This window comes from Microcella daejeonensis (genome assembly GCF_026625045.1).
GTDB lineage: Bacteria > Actinomycetota > Actinomycetes > Actinomycetales > Microbacteriaceae > Microcella > Microcella daejeonensis.
Genome location: NZ_CP113089.1, coordinates 1968183 through 1985113, shown reverse-complemented (window position 1 = coordinate 1985113; position 16931 = coordinate 1968183). Strand labels below are relative to the sequence as shown.

Sequence of the window (16931 nt, the reverse complement as noted above, 5' to 3'; positions counted from 1 at the left end):
CGGTCGGCACGGGCGGCGCCGAGGACGACTCGGCCGGCCGCGCGGTCGGCCCGCCTACCGGCGCGCGACGCGGGCGGCCCGGCTAGCGGCGGGCCGCGAGGTCGGCTTCGATCCCGGCGGCGACCTGCTGGATGCGCGCGAGGAAGGTCGTGCGCAGCGTGTCGAGCGTCACCCGGGTGGAGTGCGCCGAGGCGTTGACGGTCGCGATGACCTGGCCGCGGGCATCCCGCACCGGCACCGCGACGCTGCGCACGCCGATCTCGAGCTCCTGATCGAGCACGCACCAGCCCTGCTCGCGCACCCGATCGATCTCGGCGCGCAGCGCGTCGACGGTCGTGATGGTCGAGGGCGTGCGCGGTTCGAGCGAGACGCCCGCGAGGAACGCCTCGAGCTCGGCCTCGGGCAGCGAGGCGAGCATGACGCGCCCCATCGAGGTGGTCGCGGCGGGCAGACGGGTGCCGACGGCGAGATTGATCGACATGATGCGGGTGGTGGATGCCCGAGCGATGTAGACCACGCTGTCACCGTCGAGCACCGAGGCCGAGCACGACTCGTGCAGCTCGTCCGCGGCGGGGGTGAGGTGCTCGAGCGCGATGTCGGCGAGCGAGAGCGAAGAGAGGTAGGCGTAGCCGAGCTGCAGCACCGAGGGCCGGAGGTAGAACTGGCCCGCATCGCTGCCGACGTAGCCGAGGTGCTGCAGCGTGATCAGGAATCGTCGCGCGGCCGCGCGGGTGAGCCCCGTGTGGCGGGCGACCTCGGAGAGCGTCAGGCGCGGGCGCTCGTCGCTGAAGGCGCGGATGACGGCGAGGCCGCGCTCGAGCGACTGCACGAACTCGGTCGGCCGATCGACGAGGGGGGCGGCGCTGTCTGCGGTCATCTGGTCCGTTCCTGCGGGAGTGGGGGCGGGCGGCCCCGACGAGGGGATGCCCGGCGTGCGGCGGTCGCCGCGAAGTACGCATGCCGAACTTAGCGTGAGCGAGGGGCCTCCTCGTGTCAACCCCGGCGCTCCTTGACACCCGAACGACCGAGTCGCATAGTTCTCTATACGCACAGTGTTGCGCAATCCGAACAACGGCGTTGAGGAGAGGCACCATGAGCACGTTCCTGCACCCATCCAGCGGAGGACGGCGGCGCCGCATCCTCGCCCCGGTCGCCCTGACCGCGTCCACCGTCCTCCTGCTCGCGGCCTGCTCCGCTCCGACCCTCGGCGGCGCTGACGGCGGCGGCGGAGACGGCGAGAACGTCATCCGCATCGGGTACGTCACCCCGCAGACCGGCCCGCTCGCCGCCTTCGGCGAGGCCGACAGCTTCGTGCTCGACCAGGTGCGCGCGTACTACGAGGAGAACGGCGTCGTCGACGCCGCGGGCACCGAGTACAGCGTCGAGATCATCGTGGCCGACACGCAGAGCGACCCGGCGCGCGCCGCCGACGTCGCGGCCGAGCTCATCCTCGACGACGGCGTCGACATGATCCTCGCCTCCTCCACGCCCGAGACCACCAACCCCGTCTCGGACCAGTGCGAGGCGAACCAGGTCGTCTGCATCACGACCGTGGCGCCCTGGCAGGCCTGGTACTTCGGCCGCGGCGGCACGCCCGATCAGGGCTTCGACTACACGTACCACTTCTTCTGGGGCCTCGGCGAGGTCGGCAGCGTCTACAGCGAGATGTGGGCGGCCGTGCCCGGCGGGGGCTCCGTGGCGCAGCTGCTGCCGAACGACGCCGACGGCAACGCCTGGGCCGACACGACGACGGGCTTCGCCCCGATCATCGAGGGAGGCGGGCTCGCGCCGGTCAACCCGGGCGCGTACCCGAACGGGCAGGCCGACTTCTCGGCCCAGATCTCCGCGTTCCAGGACGCCGGAGCCGACATCCTCATGGGCGTCCCCATCCCGCCCGACTTCACGACCTTCTGGCAGCAGGCCATCCAGCAGGGCTACCAGCCGCAGATGGCCACGATCGCCAAGGCGCTGCTGTTCCCCTCCGCTGTCGAGGCGCTCGGCGCCGACGGCGAGAACATCGCCACCGAGGTGTGGTGGAGCCCCTCGCACCCGTTCTCGAGCTCGCTCACCGGGCAGAGCGCCGAGGAGCTCGCCGCCGCCTACGAGGAGGAGACCGGTCGCCAGTGGACCCAGCCGCTCGGCTTCGCCCACGCGCTGTTCGAGGTCGCGACGGCCACGATCGCCGCGAGCGACTCCGTCGAGACGGATGACCTGCGCGCCTCGCTCGCCGGGCTCACGACCGACACCGTGGCCGGCACGATCGACTTCACGGCCGGCCCCGTGCCGAACGTCTCGCTCACCCCGCTCGTCGGCGGCCAGTGGCGCGGCAACGGCGACGGCACCTACGAGCTCGTCATCGTCGCGAACGCCGACAACCCCGAGATCCCCACGGGCGGCGAGATCGAGCTGATCGACTGGACGGGTCGGTGACCCCAGCCGCTCCGCTCGTCGATGCGCGCGGGCTCACCAAGCGCTACGGCACCCTCACCGTGCTCTCCGGCCTCGACCTGCGCGTCGAGGCCGGAGAGGCCCTGGGCATCATCGGGCCCAACGGTGCGGGCAAGTCGACCCTGCTCGGGCTGCTGTCGGGCTCGGTGCGGGCGACGAGCGGACGGCTGGAGTACCGCGGGGACGACATCACCCGTCGCCCGGCCGCGTGGCGGGCGCGGCAGGGCATCGCGACGAGCTTCCAGATCCCCCGCCCCTTCGCCGGCATGACCGTGATGGAGAACATGCTCGTCGCGGCATCCTTCGCCGGCGGTGCGCGCGGCTCGACGGCGCAGACCCGGGCGATCGAGGCCCTGTCGCGCACCGGCCTCGACGCGCAGGCGAACGTCGCGGCGGGATCCCTGCGACTGCTCGACCGCAAACGGCTCGAGGTCGCGCGCGCGCTCGCGGCGAACCCCCGCCTGCTGCTGCTCGACGAGATCGCCGGCGGGCTCACCGAGGCCGAGGTGCCCGAGCTCGTCGAGCTCGTCCGCGAGGTGCTCGCCGCGGGCGTCACCGTCGTCTGGATCGAGCACGTCGTGCACGCGCTCACCGCCGTCGCCACCCGCATGATGTGCCTCACCTACGGCGAGGTGATCGCGGTCGGCAGCCCCGACGAGGTCATGGCGAACCCGCGGGTCAAGAGCGTCTACCTCGGCATCGACCCGGAGGAGGACGAGGATGCGTGAGGCGCCCGCGAGCTCGGGCAAGGAGATCGTGCTCGAGGTGCAGCAGCTGCGCGCCGGCTACGGCGAGCTGCCGGCCCTCCGCGGCATCTCGCTGCGGCTCGAGCGGGGCGAGACGCTCGCCGTCATCGGCGCCAACGGCGCCGGCAAGTCCACGCTGCTGAAGACGCTCGCAGGGCAGATGGCGCCGACGGGCGGGCGCATCCTCTACAACGGCGCCGACATCACGCGGATGCCCGCCCACGAGCGCGCCCGTGCGGGCATCATCCTCGTTCCCGAGGGCCGCCGGCTGTTCCCCTCCCTCACGGTCGAGGAGAACCTGCTCGTCGGCGCGTCGACGAAGCGCCGCGGCCAGTGGGACCTGTCGAGCGTGTACGCGCTCATGCCCCTCGTCGCGGAGCGGAGGTCGCGCTCCGCGGGCGACCTCTCCGGCGGCGAGCGGCAGGCAACCGCCATCGCCCGCGCCCTCATGTCGAACCCCGAGGTGCTGCTGCTCGACGAGGTGAGCCTCGGACTCGCTCCCGCCGTGATCGGGCAGCTGTACGCGAGCCTGCCCGAGATCCAGAGCACGGGAACGTCCATCCTCGTCGTCGAGCAGGACGTGCGGCAGGCGCTCGCCGTCAGCGACGAGGTGCACTGCCTGCTGCAGGGGGCCACCTCGCTCGCCGGCAGCGGCTTCACGATGGACGAGATCTCGGCCGCCTACTTCGGCGCCGGCGTCGCGCACGTCACCCCGACCGGCACCATCACCACGCTCGACGCGGCAGAACTGGAGGAGTCGTGAACCTGCTCGATCCGATCGTGCAGGGGGTGCTGCTCGGCGGCCAGTACGCCCTCTTCGCCGCCGGGCTCTCGCTGCTCTTCGGCGTCATGCGGCTCGTCAACCTCGCGCACGGCGACGTCGCCGTCATCGCGAGCTACGGCATGCTGCTCGTCGTCAACGTGTTCGCGGTCTCCCCCGTCGTCGCCCTCCTGGTCGTCGCGCCGCTCACCGCCGCCGCGGGCTGGGTGCTGCAGCGGTTCCTGCTGCAGCGCACCCTCGAGGCCTCGCCGCTGCCCTCGCTGCTCGTCACATTCGGGCTGTCGATCATCATCCAGAACCTGCTGCTCGTCACCCAGTCGGCCGATCAACGGCGCCTCACCCTCGGCGGCTTCGACACGGCCTCGCTCTCGCTGCCTTTCGGCCTGCAGATCGGGCTGCTGCCGCTGACGATCTTCGTGCTCGCGGTCGGGCTGCTCGCCGCGCTCTCCCTGGTGCTGCAGCGCACGGCCTACGGGCGGCTCATCCGCGCGGTGAGCGACGACGCCGAGACGGTCGCCCTGAGCGGCGTCGACCCGCGCCGCATCTACGCGACGGCGGCCGCGATCGCGTTCGGGCTCGTCGCCATCGCGGGCTTCAGCTCGGGCATCCAGAGCTCGTTCAATCCGTTCTCGGGCTCGCTGCTGCTCATCTTCGCGTTCCAGGCGGTGATCATCGGCGGGCTCGGCAACCTGTGGGGAACGCTGCTGGGCGCGATGATCCTCGGCCTCGCGCAGACGATCGGCGGCGCCTTCTTCCCCGCGCAGCAGGTGCTCATCGGGCACCTCGTGTTCCTCGTCTTCCTCGCCGTGCGCCCGCAGGGCCTGCTGAAGGGATCGGCCGTCTCATGAGCATCCCGACCCTCACCGAGCAGCCGTCGGCCGCCGCGTTCCGCGTCACGCGCTGGTCGCGCAGCTCGATCGTCGGCACGAGCATGCTCGGCCTCGCCGTCGTCGTGCTCGCGGCGCTGCCCTACCTCGTTGGGCTCGCGACCATCCAGTCGCTCGTGAGCCTCTTCATCCTCGTCATCCTCGCCTCGACCTGGAACCTGCTCGCCGGCTACGGCGGCATGCTCTCGATCGGGCAGCAGGCCTACATCGGCATCGGCGCCTACGGGCTCGTGCTCATCGCCGATCTCGTGGGGCTCGACCCGTTCCTCGCCGTGCCCGTCGCCGCGCTCATCGCGGCGCTCGTCTCCATCCCCATCTCGTTCCTCGCCTTCCGGCTCGTCGGCGGCTACTTCGCGATCGGCACCTGGGTCATCGCCGAGGTGCTGCGCCTCACCGTGTCGCAGGTGCCCGAGCTCGGCGCCGGCTCGGGCATCTCGCTCTCGGCGCTCAGCGGGCTCGACCGCATCCTGCGCATCGCGACCGTCTACTGGTGGGCGCTCGCGGTGCTCGTCATCGTCGTCGTCGCCTGCGTGCTCTTCGCGCGCTCGCGCGGCGGCCTCGCCCTCACCGCCGTGCGCGACGATCCGATCGCCGCCGCCACCTCGGGCATCGACGTGCAGCGATCGAAGCGCCTCGTCTTCGTCGCCGCCGCGGCGGGGGCGGGGGCCGCCGGCGCCCTCCTCGCCCTGTCGACCCTGCGCGTGCAGCCCAACGCGGTCTTCAGCGTCGAATGGAGCGCCTTCATGATCTTCATCGTGCTCATCGGCGGTCTCGGCACGCTCGAGGGCCCGCTCATCGGGGCCATCGTCTTCTTCGTGCTGCGGGAGTCGCTCGCCGACTACGGCTCGACCTACCTCATCGTGCTCGGCGTGCTCGGGGTGCTGTTCGTGCTGTTCGCCCGGCGCGGGCTGTGGGGGCTCGTGCAGCAGCGGTGGGGCATCTCGCTGTTCCCGACGGGGTACCGGGTGGCGCCGATCGAGTCGGGGCGACCGCGGCGACGGCGCTGAGCGGGGACATACTGGCGGCATGAGCGAGCCCGCGACCCCGCCCCCGCGCCCGACCCCGCCCGACCGCATCCGCGAGGAGCACCACCGCGACGGCACCCTCAAGGCCCGCGGCGGGATGCTCGGCGACGAGCTGCACGGTGCGTGGCAGTGGTGGCGGGCCGACGGCTCGCTCATGCGATCCGGCGCCTTCGACCGCGGCCGCCAGGTCGGCGAGTGGACGACGCACGACAGGCACGAAGCGCCGGTGCGCACGACCTCGTTCGGGGAGTAGCCCGCCGGCTGCGCATCCCGCCCCGCCCCCGCGGGAGCCCCGCCCGCAGGAGGGCCGTGCACGACCTCCTGCAGAACGGTGCCGAACGCCCTCGACGGACGCCCGGGGGCCGTTCTGCAGGAGTTACGGCACCCGCGACCGTCAGCGCAGCGCGACGACGAGCTTGCCGCGCACGGTGCGCGCCGCGAGCCGCTGCATCGCCGGCACGACCTCGGCGAGCGGCGCGACCTCGTCGACAGCGGGGGCGAGCCGGCCCGCGGCGACCTCGGCGAGCAGCGCGGCGATATCGGCGGCGTTCTCGCGCTGGGCGACCGAGGTGACCCGGTGCCGCACCCACGGGTTCAGCAGCAGGGCGCGCAGCTGCCGATCGAAGCCCTCGAGCACGGGCCCGCCGACGTGGTCGGCGCCGACGATGACGAGGGTTCCGCGCGGGGTGAGCGCGCGGCGCAGCACGTGCAGCGCGCGACCGTCGGCCGTGTCGATGACGACGTCGTACCGCCCCCAGTCGGCGGGCTCCCGCACGGCGCGGTGGTCGATGACCCGCTCGGCGCCGAGGCTGCGCACGAACGCCGCCTTGCTCGCGCTCGCGAGCCCGGTGACCCGGGCGCCGCGGGCGACCGCGAGCTGGGTGAGGAACGAGCCCACTCCCCCGCCCGCGCCGATGACGAGCACGCGCGCGCCCGGCCGCAGCTCGCCCGCGGCCCGCAGCGCCTGCAGGGCGGTGCCGCCCGAGACGGGCAGCGTCGCGGCCTGCGCCATCGTCACGCCGTTCGGGATGCGCGCCACGCGATCCGCCCGCGCGACGACGTACTCGGCCATCGCCGCCGGAGCCGTGCCGGCCACGCGATCACTGACCGCGAGGTCGCGCACGCCCTCGCCGATGCTCTCGACGACTCCCGCGAAGGCGAGGCCGATGATCGGCTGCCGAGGGCGGCGCCGGCCGAGCACGGCCCGGATCATGAGCGGCCGGCCGCGCATCAGGTGCACGGTGCCGGCGTCGGGGCTCACGGCCTCGACGCGCACGCGCACCGCGCCGGGGCGCACCGCGGGCAGGGGCAGCGTGACGGTGTCGAGCACCTCGGTCTCGCCGTAGGCGTGCTGCACGACGGCGCGCATGGTGGCGGCCGCGCCGACGGGGGCAGAGGGGGTGGGCTGGGTCTCGGTCATGATTCGGCTCCTGCCGGGTACTGGAACACCGCGTCGAGGGGCGCCTCGAACACGCGGGCGATCTGGAAGGCCATCTCGAGCGAGGGCGAGTAGCGCCCCTGCTCGATGGCGATGACGGTCTGGCGGGTGACCCCGATGCGCCGGGCGAGCTCCGCCTGGGTCATCTCGTCGGCGGCGAACCGCAGGGCGCGGATGCTGTTGGTGACGCTCGTGGGCTTCACCATGCGGGCATGACCCCGCGGTAGAGCGCGATGCGCGCGCCGACCTCGACGAGGCCGGAGACCACGAAGGCGAGGTAGATCGTGTTGGCGATCCAGAACGGGTCGGCCTCGAGCAGGGCGAGCGCGAGCGCTCCGAGCACCCCGATGGTGAGGAAGGCGCGCGAGGAGTGCGAGGCCCGCACGCTGATCTGCTTGTCGCGCTGGTCGCTCGTGAGCCCGTCGCGACGGGTGAGGATGCTCACGACGATCGTGACGAGGATGCCGGCGACGATGGCCGCCCCGATGCTCCACAGCAGGGCGTCGGCGTAGGGGGTGTCGGCGAGCTCGCCGCCGGCCGCACGACCCAGCACGACGGCGACGTACACGGCGTACGCGATCACTCCCACGATGAGGGCGACCCACGCGCCCTTCTCCTCGAACGCCATGACGGGCATCCCTTCCTCGATCGGCATGTCAAGAATTCCTGACATCGCCCAAGGTAAAGCAGATCGCACATGGTGTCAAGAATCATTGACACTTGCGATCGGATGGATGCCCTGCGCGCGCTCGGCGACGCCGCCCAGCCCGCGCCGATACGGTCGAGGGATGACCGATTCGACGACCTCGACTCCGTTCCACTCCCTCGATCGCTACATCGCGCTGCCGCGCGTGGAGGGCCTCGCGCTCTCGCCCGACGGCGAGCGCGTCGTGCTCACCGTCGCGACGCTCTCCGCCGACGGCACCCGCTACGAGCGGGCGCTGTGGCAGGTGCCCGCCCGCGGCGAGGGCGCGCCCCGCCGCCTGACCCGCTCCGCGAAGGGCGAGGCCGGTGTCGCATTCACCCGCGACGGCGACGCGCTCTTCGTCTCCGGCCGCCCCGATGCGGAGGCCGAGAAGGAGCACGACGCCAGCCAGCTCTGGCTGCTGCCCGCCGGGGGCGGCGAGGCCCGCGCGATCACCCGGCTCGGCGGCGGGGTGAGCGGCGTCGCCGCGACCGCGCTCGAGGCCGACACGATCGTCATCGCCGCCGACCTGCTGCCGAGCTCGACCGGCGTCGAGGACGACGCCGCCGCGCGGGCCGAACGCAGCGAGAAGAAGGTCGCCGCGATCCTGCACGAGACCTACCCCGTGCGGTATTGGGACCACGACCTCGGCCCGGCCGAGCCGCACCTGCTCGCCCTCGACCTCGAGGGCCTCGCCGACGCACTGCCCGACCGCTCCCCCGCCGCCGACGCGCGCGACGAGACCGGCGCGACCGGCGCGACCGACGGCGATGCCCCGACCCCGTACCCCGCGCACCTGCCGGCGCCGCGCGACCTCACCCCGCGGCCCGGCCGCAGCGCCGACACGGCGGGCCAGGCGCTCACCCCCGACGGCCGCACCCTCATCGCCGCCCTCCGCGTGCCGAGCCGGGGCCTGCCCCGCTTCGAGATCGTCGCGATCGACGTCGCGACGGGCGAGCGCCGCACCCTCCTCGGCGAGGAGGGCGTGCACTACGAGTACCCGACGATCAGCCGCGACGGCACGGCACTGGCCTACCTGCGCGCGCCGTTCAGCACCCCCGAGGGCCCCGGCGATCAGGAGCTGTGGATCGCCGGCGTCGACGGCTCGAACCCGCGCCGCCTCGCCGAGGGCTGGGACCACTGGCCCGCCGAGTTCCGCTTCGCCCCCGACGGCGCCTCGCTCGTCGTGGCGGCCGACCACGACGGCCGCGGCCCGGTATTCCGCGTGCCGACCGATGGCGGTGCGGTCGAGCAGCTGACGCACGACCACTTCTCGTACACGGGGCTCCAGGTGGATGCCGCGACCGGCGACATCGTCGCCCTGCGCTCCTCGTGGCAGGCCCCGGCGCACCCCGTGCGCATCGACGCCGGAACGGGCGAGGTGAGCGCGCTCGCGAGCCCCGCCGCTCCGACGCCCGAGGTCGGCACGATGACCGAGGTCGACACGCTGGCTGCGGACGGGTCGCGCGTGCGCGGTTGGCTGCTCACCCCCGAGGGGGCCAGTGCGGAGCATCCCGCGCCCCTGCTGCTCTGGATCCACGGCGGCCCCCTCAACAGCTGGAACGCGTGGAGCTGGCGCTGGGCGCCGCAGCTCGCCGTCGCCCGCGGCTACGCCGTGCTGCTGCCCGACCCGGCGCTGTCGACCGGCTACGGCCTCGACTTCATCGCCCGCGGCTGGAACTCGTGGGGCGAGAAGCCCTTCACCGACCTGATGGCGATCACCGACGCGGTCGAGCGGCGGCCCGAGATCGACGAGACCCGCACGGCGGCGATGGGCGGCTCGTTCGGCGGCTACATGGCCAACTGGGTCGCCGGGCACACCGACCGGTTCCGCGCGATCGTCAGCCACGCGAGCCTGTGGGCGATGGACCAGTTCGGCGGCACGACCGACAACTCCTCCTACTGGACGAGCATCTTCACCCCCGAGGGCCTCGACGCCAACTCGCCGCACCACGCGGTGGCCGACATCGTGACGCCGATGCTCGTCATCCACGGCGACCGCGACTACCGCGTGCCGATCGGCGAGAGCCTGCGCCTGTGGTCCGAGCTCAACGCGCACCACAGCGCCGACGACGGTTCGACCGTCCACAAGTTCCTGTACTTCCCGGACGAGAACCACTGGATCCTCAAGCCGCAGCACGCGGTGGTCTGGTACGAGACGGTGTTCGCGTTCCTCGACCAGCACGTGCTCGGCGCCGACTGGAAGCGCCCGGCGAACATCGGCTGATCGGCGGCGCGCGCCGGGCATCCCGCCCTGTCTTCGGGGGTGGATGCCCGGCGCGGGCCTAGCGCCGCTCGACGATCTGCTTGCCGAGCGGCACCAGCGCGACCGGCACCATCTTGATGTTGGCGATCGCGAACGGGATACCGATGATCGTGATGGCGAGCGCGACGGCGGAGACGATGTGGCCGAGGGCGAGCCACCACCCGGCGAGCACGACCCAGACGATGTTGCCGATGAGCGAGAAGCCGCCCGCGGTGGGCTTGTCGACGACGTCGCGCCCGAAGGGCCAGAGCGAGTAGACGGCGATGCGCCAGGCGGCGATGCCCCACGGGATCGTGATGATGAGGATGCACATCACGAGCGCGGCGAGGGCGTAGCCGAGGAACAGCCAGAAGCCCGAGAGCACGAGCCAGATGATGTTGAGAAGAGTGCGCATGGTCGCGCCAGTCTGGCAGGCACGGCGATGAGAGCTCGACGGGAGAGGTTCCTCAGTGCGTGACAGCGACCATGGTGGAGATGGGGGGAATTGAACCCCCGTCCACTACTGAGAGCCTGTGCCTTCTACGGGCGTAGTCTGCTGAGACGTTCTGCTCGGCTCCGGTGTTTGTTGCAGACCCCTACACCGACGAGCCCAGCCTCAGTGAAAGTCCCGCGTGCTCCTGAGACGCGCACACGCAGCAATCCTCCTTGATGACGCCAGGACCCGGGGCGGAGGCATACCCGGACTGACGGACTTTCTACTCTGCCTTAGGCGGCGAGAGCGAAGTCGGTGCGCTTAGCATCGGCACCTGTTGTTTGCAGAGATCGTTTACGAGATAACCCTGCATCCTCGACCCGCTTCTCACAGTGTCGCAGGCAGTGTCGAAACCGATCATCCCCGCGGACACCCTCGCCTGCTCCCCCGGCCGCCCGCGAACGGGCGCACGGATGAGACACGCGATGAGTGGGTCGCTGTCACGCACTGTGGAGTTGTGATCGCCGGCCAGCCAGTAACCCGGTGCCGACGCCCATGCACTGTTTCGAGTGCAGCCCTACAGTATAGGCCACCGCTGACAATGAGCCCCAGGGAGCCCGGAATGCCCGAGACGATCATCACCGTGCAGGGCTCCGCCCGCGGCGAGTACGCGCCCGAGCGGGCCGTGCTCACCTTCACGCTCGCGGGCGACGGCTCCGAGCGCGAGCCCGTCGTCGCCGACGTCGCCGCCGCGCTCGAGCGCATCTCCGCCGTGCTGCGCGACCACCACGACCCGCAGACCGGCCCCGTCGCCGCCTGGTCGACCGACCGCGTGAGCGTCGCCGGCCAGCGCCCCTGGAGCAGCACCGGCGAGCAGCTGCCCCTCGTGCACCGCGCGAGCGTCGGCGGCCGCGCCACCGTCTCCGGCCTCGACGCCCTGCCCGGCCTCGTCGACGCCCTCGCGGCCGAGCCGCTGGCCACGATCGACGGCATCGAATGGATGCTCGGCGAGGGCCGCCGCACCGCCGTGCTCACCGAGGTGCGCTCGCGCGCCGTGAAGGACGCCGTGACGAAGGCCACGGTCTTCGCCCAGAGCATCGGGCTCGGGAGCGTCACCGCCCTCGCCCTCGCCGACCCCGGCATGCTCGGCGACCAGGGTCAGGGCGAGGGCCCCACCCCGCACCTCTCGCGCATCGCGATGATGGGCGGCGACCCCCGCTCCCCCGGCATCTCGCTGCGCCCCGAGCCGATCGTCATCGAGGCGGCCGTCGACGCGCGCTTCGCCGCGCGATGAGCGAGCGGCGGCAGCCGCTGCGTCGGCCGCGTCCGACGCCCGAGCAGCATGGTGCCGTGGAGCGGGTGACGCGGCTGCTGGCCCGCGCCGACCTCAGCGGGCTCGCCCCCGGGGTCGACGGCATGCCGACGGACGAGTACGCGCCCGAGGCGGAGGATCTGGTGCAGCGCGCGCGACGGGCGCCGCTGACGGCCGACGACGTGCGGCAGGTGTGGCGCCACTGGTTCGACGACGCCCTGGAGGGGCATCCCGAATCGGAGCTGGCGCAGCTCGCCGCCCGCATCACCGTCACCGTCGGGCTCGACGCACCGATGCGGCGGCCGCAGCTGTAGCCGGCGCGCGCAGCGTCTAGTCCTGCGGCAGCCCCTCGGTGGCGCTCGGCGTGTTCTCGAGCGTGCCGGCCTTGCGCCCGCGCAGGTCGACGAGCGCGAGCAGCAGAGCCAGGCCGACGAAGGTCAGGATGACGAGGGCCGCGTTGCGGAAGGCGTCCTGGTAGAGCATGAGCTCGCCGACGCTGCCCTCCTCGGCGTAGATCGTCACGTAGAAGGCCGCCGTGGCCGCCGCGATGCCGACCGCGGTGCCGACGCGCTGGCCGACCTGACCGATCGAGCCGGCGACGCCGCCGGAGGTGACCGGCACGTCGGCGAGGGTGAGCGTCTGGTTCGGGGCGATGACCGCGCCGCCGCCCGCTCCCGCGATCGTCATGAAGGCCGCGATCACCCAGGGCGAGACCGCCGCCGGCAGCAGGAAGGCCGAGGCGAGCACGCCGCCGAAGCCGATCACCACGCCGAACAGGCCGAGCACGACGATCGAGCGCCCGTAGGTGGTGACGACCTTGCCGCTGTACCAGCTGGTCACGGCCGAGGCGAGGGCGAAGGGGATGGTCACCATGCCCGCGTAGACCGGCTCGAGGCCGAGGCCGAACTGCAGGAACAGCGAGAGCGTGAGGAAGGTCGCCGGCATCGCCGCGAAGTAGAACGTCGAGATGAGGATGCCGTTGCGGTACCCGCCGATGCGGAACAGCGCGAAGTCGACGATCGCCGTGCGCCCGCCCGCGGTGTACCGGCGCTCCCAGAGCACGAAGACCGTGGCGAGGCCCGCGAACACCGCGAGCCACCACCAGCGCGCCGGATCGTCGCTCGGGGCGCCCGTCGTGAGCACGAAGGGCAGCATGAGGCTCAGCACGGTGCCGCCGAGGAGGGCGGTGCCGATGAGGTCGAGGTCCTTCGCCGCTCCCGTCGTCGGCTGCGTGCGCGGCAGCAGCTTGTAGGCGAAGGGAAACAGCAGCAGCACGAGCGGCACGTTCATCCAGAAGATCAGCCGCAAGCCGTCCTCCGGGCCGCCGACGCCGATGAGCAGGCCGCCGAGGGTGGGGCCGAAGGCCGTGGCGAGCCCGATCACGGCGCCGAAGACGCCGAAGGCCCGGCCGCGGGCCGCGCCGGTGAAGAGCTGCTGGATGAGTCCCAGCACCTGCGGCATGAGCAGTCCCGCCGACACGCCCTGCAGGATGCGCGAGGCCGCGAGCAGCTCGACGGTCGGCGCGATGGCGCAGAACAGGCTCGCCAGCAGGAACACGACGAGCCCGATGAGGAACAGGCGCCGGCGCGAGCTGAGGTCGCCGAGCCGCCCGGCCGGGACGAGCACGATGCCGAAGGCGAGCACGTAGCCCGCGACGATGAGCTGGATCTCGGTCGGCCCCGCGCCGAAGGCGAGCTCGATCGCCGGGATGCCGACGTTGACCTTCGAGAGGTCGAGGATGGTGAGCGAGGCGACCGCCACCGCGACGGCGAAGGCCTGCCAGCGGGTGCGGTCGGTGTAGCCGTCCTCCCCGATCGCGGCGGAGTCGGGGGCCTCGGAGTCGGGGGCGTCGTCGGTCTCGGCAGGGCGGTGAGTCACGAACCGTGAGCCTACGCCCGGCCCGCTGGACTGCCGCTCCGAGGCCGCGGGGTTCCGAGCGCGCACGCAGGAGCCCTGCGCGCCCGAGTCGCCCGAGCGCGCCGCGCGGGCCGCGCTAGTCGCCGAGGCGGTTGCGCGAGCGCATGGCCCGCTCGGCCTCGCGCTTGTCCTGCTTCTCACGCAGCGTGTGCCGCTTGTCGTACTCGCGCTTGCCCTTGGCGACGGCGAGCTCGACCTTCGCGCGGCCGTCGACGAAGTAGATGCGCAGGGGCACGAGCGTGTACCCGCCCTCCTGCGTCTTCTGGCTGATCTTGATGATCTGCGCCTTGTGCAGCAGCATCTTGCGCTTGCGCCGCGGCGGGTGGTTCGTCCACGTGGCCTGCGTGTACTCGGGGATGTGCACGGCGTCGAGCCAGGCCTCACCGCCGTCGATGAAGCCGTAGCCGTCGACGAGGCTCGCGCGCCCCATGCGCAGCGACTTCACCTCGGAGCCGCTCAGCACGAGCCCGGCCTCGTAAGTGTCCTCGATGGTGTAGTCGTAGCGCGCTTTGCGGTTGGTCGCGACGACCTTCTCGCCCGTCTCCTTGGGCACGATTCACCTCCGGCCGGTATCGATGGATGCTCGCCGCGGGCCGCGGCAGCCCTCCAGCATATCCGACGGGGAGTCGGCGCGCCGCGCGAGCCCCCGCCGCGCTACACGCGCAGGTAGCGCGTGATCGCGACGTTCGCCGAGAGCGCCGCGAGCACGGCTCCCGCGCCCAGCAGCACGGGCACCACGAGCAGGGCATCCTCGAGGGTCACGAAGCTCGTCGTCGGCAGCGTCTGCGACAGGTAGCCCTGCACGAAGAAGTGCACGATCGCGACGACCGCACCGCCCGCCATGATCGAGCCGAGCAGCGCCGCCACGACGCCCTCGATGATGAACGGCGTCTGGATGAAGCGGTTCGAGGCGCCGACGAGGCGCATGATGCCGAGCTCCCGCCGCCGCGAGAAGGCGCTCAGCCGGATCGTCGTCGAGATGAGCAGGGCGGCCGCCACGAGCATGAGGGCCGCGATGCCGATGGCCGTGAAGCTCGAGGCGTTCAGGATGTCGAAGATGCCCTCCAGGTAGCTGCGCTGGTCGACCACGCTCTCGAGGCCGGCGATGCCCGTGAGCGCGTCCTCCAGGATCTCGGTCTGCGTCGGGTCGGCGAGGTTCACCCAGAACGCCTCGGGCAGCAGCTCGGGCGTGACGAGATCGGCGATCGCGTTGCCCTCGAACTGCTCCTGGAAGTTCGCGAAGGCGAGGTCGCGATCCTCGAAGTAGAAGTCCTCGATGAAGGGCGCGAGCGTCTCCGACTCGAGCTGCGCCTCGACCTGCGCGATCTGGTCGGGCGTCGCGGCCTGCGTGTCGCAGCCGCCGGCGGTGGAGAACTCGGTGCACATGTACACGGCGACCTGCGCGCGGTCGTACCAGTACGACTTCATCTGGTTGATCTGCGCCTGCAGCAGGATGGCCGTGCCGACGAAGGTCAGCGAGATGAAGGTGACCAGCACGACGGAGATCACCATCGAGAGGTTGCGGCGCAGGCCCTGACCGACCTCCGACATGACGAAGCCGAATCTCATCGGGTGCCCTCCGCGCCCCAGTAGGGGGTGGTCGCCGGCGCGTCGGCGGGCCGGGCGTACGGGGAGGCCGCGGGCGCGGCCTGCGGGTCGAGCTGGATGGAGGGGGACGACCCGGAGGGGGCATCCTGCCGGATGGTCGGCACCGCCTGCGTGACGTAGGTGCCGCCGCGCTCGTCGCGGATGACGCGGCCGCCGACGAGCTCGATGACGCGGCGCTGCAGCCGGTCGACGATGCCCGCGTCGTGCGTGGCCATGACGACGGTCGTGCCGTTCTGGTTGATGCGCTCGAGCAGGGTCATGATGCCGAGGCTCGTCGTGGGGTCGAGGTTGCCGGTCGGCTCGTCGGCGAGCAGGATGGCCGGCTTGTTGACGACGGCGCGGGCGATGGCGACGCGCTGCTGCTCGCCGCCCGACAGCTCGTGCGGAAAGCGCCCGCCCTTGCCCTCGAGGCCGACCATCGCGAGCGTGTCGGGCACGACCTCGCTGATGAAGCCCTTGCTCTTGCCGATCACCTGCAGGGTGAAGGCCACGTTGTCGGTGACGGTCTTGTTCGGCAGCAGCCGGAAGTCCTGGAAGACGACGCCGATGTTGCGGCGGAAGAACGGCACCTTGCGGGTCGAGATTCGCCCGAGATCCTGCCCCAGAACGTGGATCTGCCCCGCGTTCGGCCTGTCCTCCTTGAGCACGAGCCGCAGGAACGAGCTCTTGCCCGAGCCCGAGGCGCCCACGAGGAACACGAACTCACCGCCCAGCACCTCGATGCTCACGCCGTTGAGCGCGGGCTTGGAGTTGCCGCGGTAGACCTTGGTGACCTCATCGAATCGAATCATCGCCGGTCAGCCTAGGTCGGGGTTCGGGATGCCCGCGCAGCGACACCCGGAACGCCGGAGCCTCATGGACTCGCGCCGTGCCGTCCCGCGCGGCGCGCGGCCCGGCCGCTCAGGCCGCGGGCTGCTCGAGCTGCACGATGCCGACGACCGTGCCCTCGGGATCGCTGAACTCGGCGAAGCGCCCCCAGCCCGGCATCTCGACCGGCTCGGCGACGAGCTGGGCACCTGCTTCGAGCGCGCGCGCGAGTACGGCATCCACGTCGTCGATGCGCAGGAAAGTGCGCACTCCCAGGCCGCTCGGCCGGTAGCCGTCGCCCGCGCAGAGCGCGACCGCTCCCCCGGTGGCGCCCGGCTCATCGGGGAAGAAGGCCATCGTCAGTCCCCCGATGGTCTCGATGACGAGGTCGACGTCGAACACGGCGGAGTAGAAGGCGGCCGCCTGCACGAGGTCGGCCACGGGGATCTCGACGATCTCAGCGCGCACCATGGCGCCACCCTAGGGGCGGGCGCGGCGGTCGTAAAGGGTGCGGGCGAGGAGCACGCGGCGGCGGCGATCCGTCATGGCCGCATGACCGGAGCATGGGACGCAGATGACAGTCCGCTCATGGTGATCTC

The 16931-nt window shown here is 72.1% G+C and carries 19 protein-coding genes and 1 other RNA gene; 9 read left to right on the top strand and 11 right to left on the bottom strand.

What is annotated here, in order from left to right; all coding sequences use genetic code 11:
• Positions 1-82 precede the first annotated feature (82 nt).
• Complete coding sequence (locus OVN18_RS09680) at positions 83-877, bottom strand: IclR family transcriptional regulator domain-containing protein (RefSeq protein WP_267780547.1); 795 nt, start codon at positions 875-877, stop codon at positions 83-85.
• A gap of 215 nt (positions 878-1092) precedes the next feature.
• Between OVN18_RS09680 and OVN18_RS09675 the strand changes: the two genes are divergently transcribed.
• Genes OVN18_RS09675 through OVN18_RS09650 form a run of 6 tightly spaced genes read left to right on the top strand, consistent with a single transcriptional unit; the run spans position 1093 to position 6140 of the window.
• The gene (locus OVN18_RS09675) at positions 1093-2430 is read left to right on the top strand and encodes an ABC transporter substrate-binding protein (protein WP_267780546.1); all 1338 of its coding nucleotides are present in this window, start codon (positions 1093-1095) and stop codon (positions 2428-2430) included.
• Entirely contained in the window at positions 2427-3176 is a 750-nt protein-coding gene (locus OVN18_RS09670; protein WP_267780544.1) for an ABC transporter ATP-binding protein, read from the top strand. The genes OVN18_RS09675 and OVN18_RS09670 overlap by 4 nt, the downstream gene beginning before the upstream one ends.
• A complete protein-coding gene (locus OVN18_RS09665; RefSeq protein WP_267780542.1) occupies positions 3169-3957 on the top strand; it encodes an ABC transporter ATP-binding protein in 789 nt (262 codons plus the stop codon). The genes OVN18_RS09670 and OVN18_RS09665 overlap by 8 nt, the downstream gene beginning before the upstream one ends.
• Positions 3954-4823 carry a branched-chain amino acid ABC transporter permease gene (locus OVN18_RS09660; protein WP_267780541.1) on the top strand — a complete coding sequence of 290 codons (870 nt, stop codon included), beginning with the start codon at positions 3954-3956 and terminating at the stop codon, positions 4821-4823. The genes OVN18_RS09665 and OVN18_RS09660 overlap by 4 nt, the downstream gene beginning before the upstream one ends.
• A complete protein-coding gene (locus tag OVN18_RS09655; protein WP_267780539.1) occupies positions 4820-5869 on the top strand; it encodes a branched-chain amino acid ABC transporter permease in 1050 nt (349 codons plus the stop codon). Before OVN18_RS09660 ends, OVN18_RS09655 begins: the two co-directional genes overlap by 4 nt.
• A 19-nt stretch (positions 5870-5888) precedes the next feature.
• Entirely contained in the window at positions 5889-6140 is a 252-nt protein-coding gene (locus tag OVN18_RS09650) for a toxin-antitoxin system YwqK family antitoxin (protein ID WP_267780538.1), read from the top strand.
• A 141-nt stretch (positions 6141-6281) separates the two neighbouring features.
• Here OVN18_RS09650 and OVN18_RS09645 read toward each other — a convergent pair whose 3' ends face one another.
• Genes OVN18_RS09645 through OVN18_RS09635 form a run of 3 tightly spaced genes read right to left on the bottom strand, consistent with a single transcriptional unit; the run spans position 6282 to position 7980 of the window.
• Complete coding sequence (locus OVN18_RS09645; protein ID WP_267780537.1) at positions 6282-7307, bottom strand: NAD(P)-dependent alcohol dehydrogenase; 1026 nt, start codon at positions 7305-7307, stop codon at positions 6282-6284.
• The gene (locus OVN18_RS09640; protein ID WP_267736810.1) at positions 7304-7531 is read right to left on the bottom strand and encodes a helix-turn-helix transcriptional regulator; all 228 of its coding nucleotides are present in this window, start codon (positions 7529-7531) and stop codon (positions 7304-7306) included. The genes OVN18_RS09645 and OVN18_RS09640 overlap by 4 nt, the downstream gene beginning before the upstream one ends.
• A complete protein-coding gene (locus OVN18_RS09635) occupies positions 7525-7980 on the bottom strand; it encodes a hypothetical protein (protein ID WP_267780536.1) in 456 nt (151 codons plus the stop codon). Before OVN18_RS09635 ends, OVN18_RS09640 begins: the two co-directional genes overlap by 7 nt.
• Positions 7981-8113: 133 nt before the next feature.
• Between OVN18_RS09635 and OVN18_RS09630 the strand changes: the two genes are divergently transcribed.
• Positions 8114-10237 (top strand): S9 family peptidase, encoded by a 2124-nt coding sequence (locus tag OVN18_RS09630; RefSeq protein WP_267780535.1) that lies wholly within the window; start codon positions 8114-8116, stop codon positions 10235-10237.
• A 58-nt stretch (positions 10238-10295) separates the two neighbouring features.
• On the opposite strand, the gene OVN18_RS09625 is transcribed toward OVN18_RS09630, so the two are convergent.
• Both OVN18_RS09625 and ssrA read right to left on the bottom strand, forming a co-directional pair.
• A complete protein-coding gene (locus OVN18_RS09625) occupies positions 10296-10670 on the bottom strand; it encodes a YccF domain-containing protein (protein WP_267780534.1) in 375 nt (124 codons plus the stop codon).
• Positions 10671-10742: 72 nt separating this feature from the next.
• Positions 10743-11113, bottom strand: a transfer-messenger RNA (tmRNA) gene (ssrA, locus tag OVN18_RS09620).
• Positions 11114-11310: 197 nt separating this feature from the next.
• On the opposite strand from ssrA, the gene OVN18_RS09615 reads away from it, so the two are divergent.
• A complete protein-coding gene (locus OVN18_RS09615; protein WP_267780532.1) occupies positions 11311-11982 on the top strand; it encodes an SIMPL domain-containing protein in 672 nt (223 codons plus the stop codon).
• 56 nt (positions 11983-12038) lie between these two features.
• The gene (locus tag OVN18_RS09610; RefSeq protein ID WP_267780531.1) at positions 12039-12314 is read left to right on the top strand and encodes a hypothetical protein; all 276 of its coding nucleotides are present in this window, start codon (positions 12039-12041) and stop codon (positions 12312-12314) included.
• A 16-nt stretch (positions 12315-12330) separates the two neighbouring features.
• On the opposite strand, the gene OVN18_RS09605 is transcribed toward OVN18_RS09610, so the two are convergent.
• The 5 genes from OVN18_RS09605 to OVN18_RS09585 form a co-directional block, all read right to left on the bottom strand.
• Positions 12331-13878: an MFS transporter gene (locus OVN18_RS09605; RefSeq protein ID WP_267780530.1), complete on the bottom strand. Its 1548-nt coding sequence runs from the start codon at positions 13876-13878 to the stop codon at positions 12331-12333.
• Between the two features lie 115 nt (positions 13879-13993).
• Complete coding sequence (gene smpB / locus OVN18_RS09600) at positions 13994-14470, bottom strand: SsrA-binding protein SmpB (RefSeq protein WP_267736802.1); 477 nt, start codon at positions 14468-14470, stop codon at positions 13994-13996.
• 101 nt (positions 14471-14571) lie between these two features.
• On the bottom strand, positions 14572-15486 hold the full coding sequence (gene ftsX / locus OVN18_RS09595; RefSeq protein ID WP_267736801.1) for a permease-like cell division protein FtsX: 915 nt from the start codon (positions 15484-15486) through the stop codon (positions 14572-14574).
• On the bottom strand, positions 15483-16316 hold the full coding sequence (ftsE, locus tag OVN18_RS09590) for a cell division ATP-binding protein FtsE (protein ID WP_324287700.1): 834 nt from the start codon (positions 16314-16316) through the stop codon (positions 15483-15485). Before ftsE ends, ftsX begins: the two co-directional genes overlap by 4 nt.
• Positions 16317-16425: 109 nt before the next feature.
• Complete coding sequence (locus OVN18_RS09585; RefSeq protein WP_267780528.1) at positions 16426-16803, bottom strand: VOC family protein; 378 nt, start codon at positions 16801-16803, stop codon at positions 16426-16428.
• Positions 16804-16931: the final 128 nt, after the last annotated feature.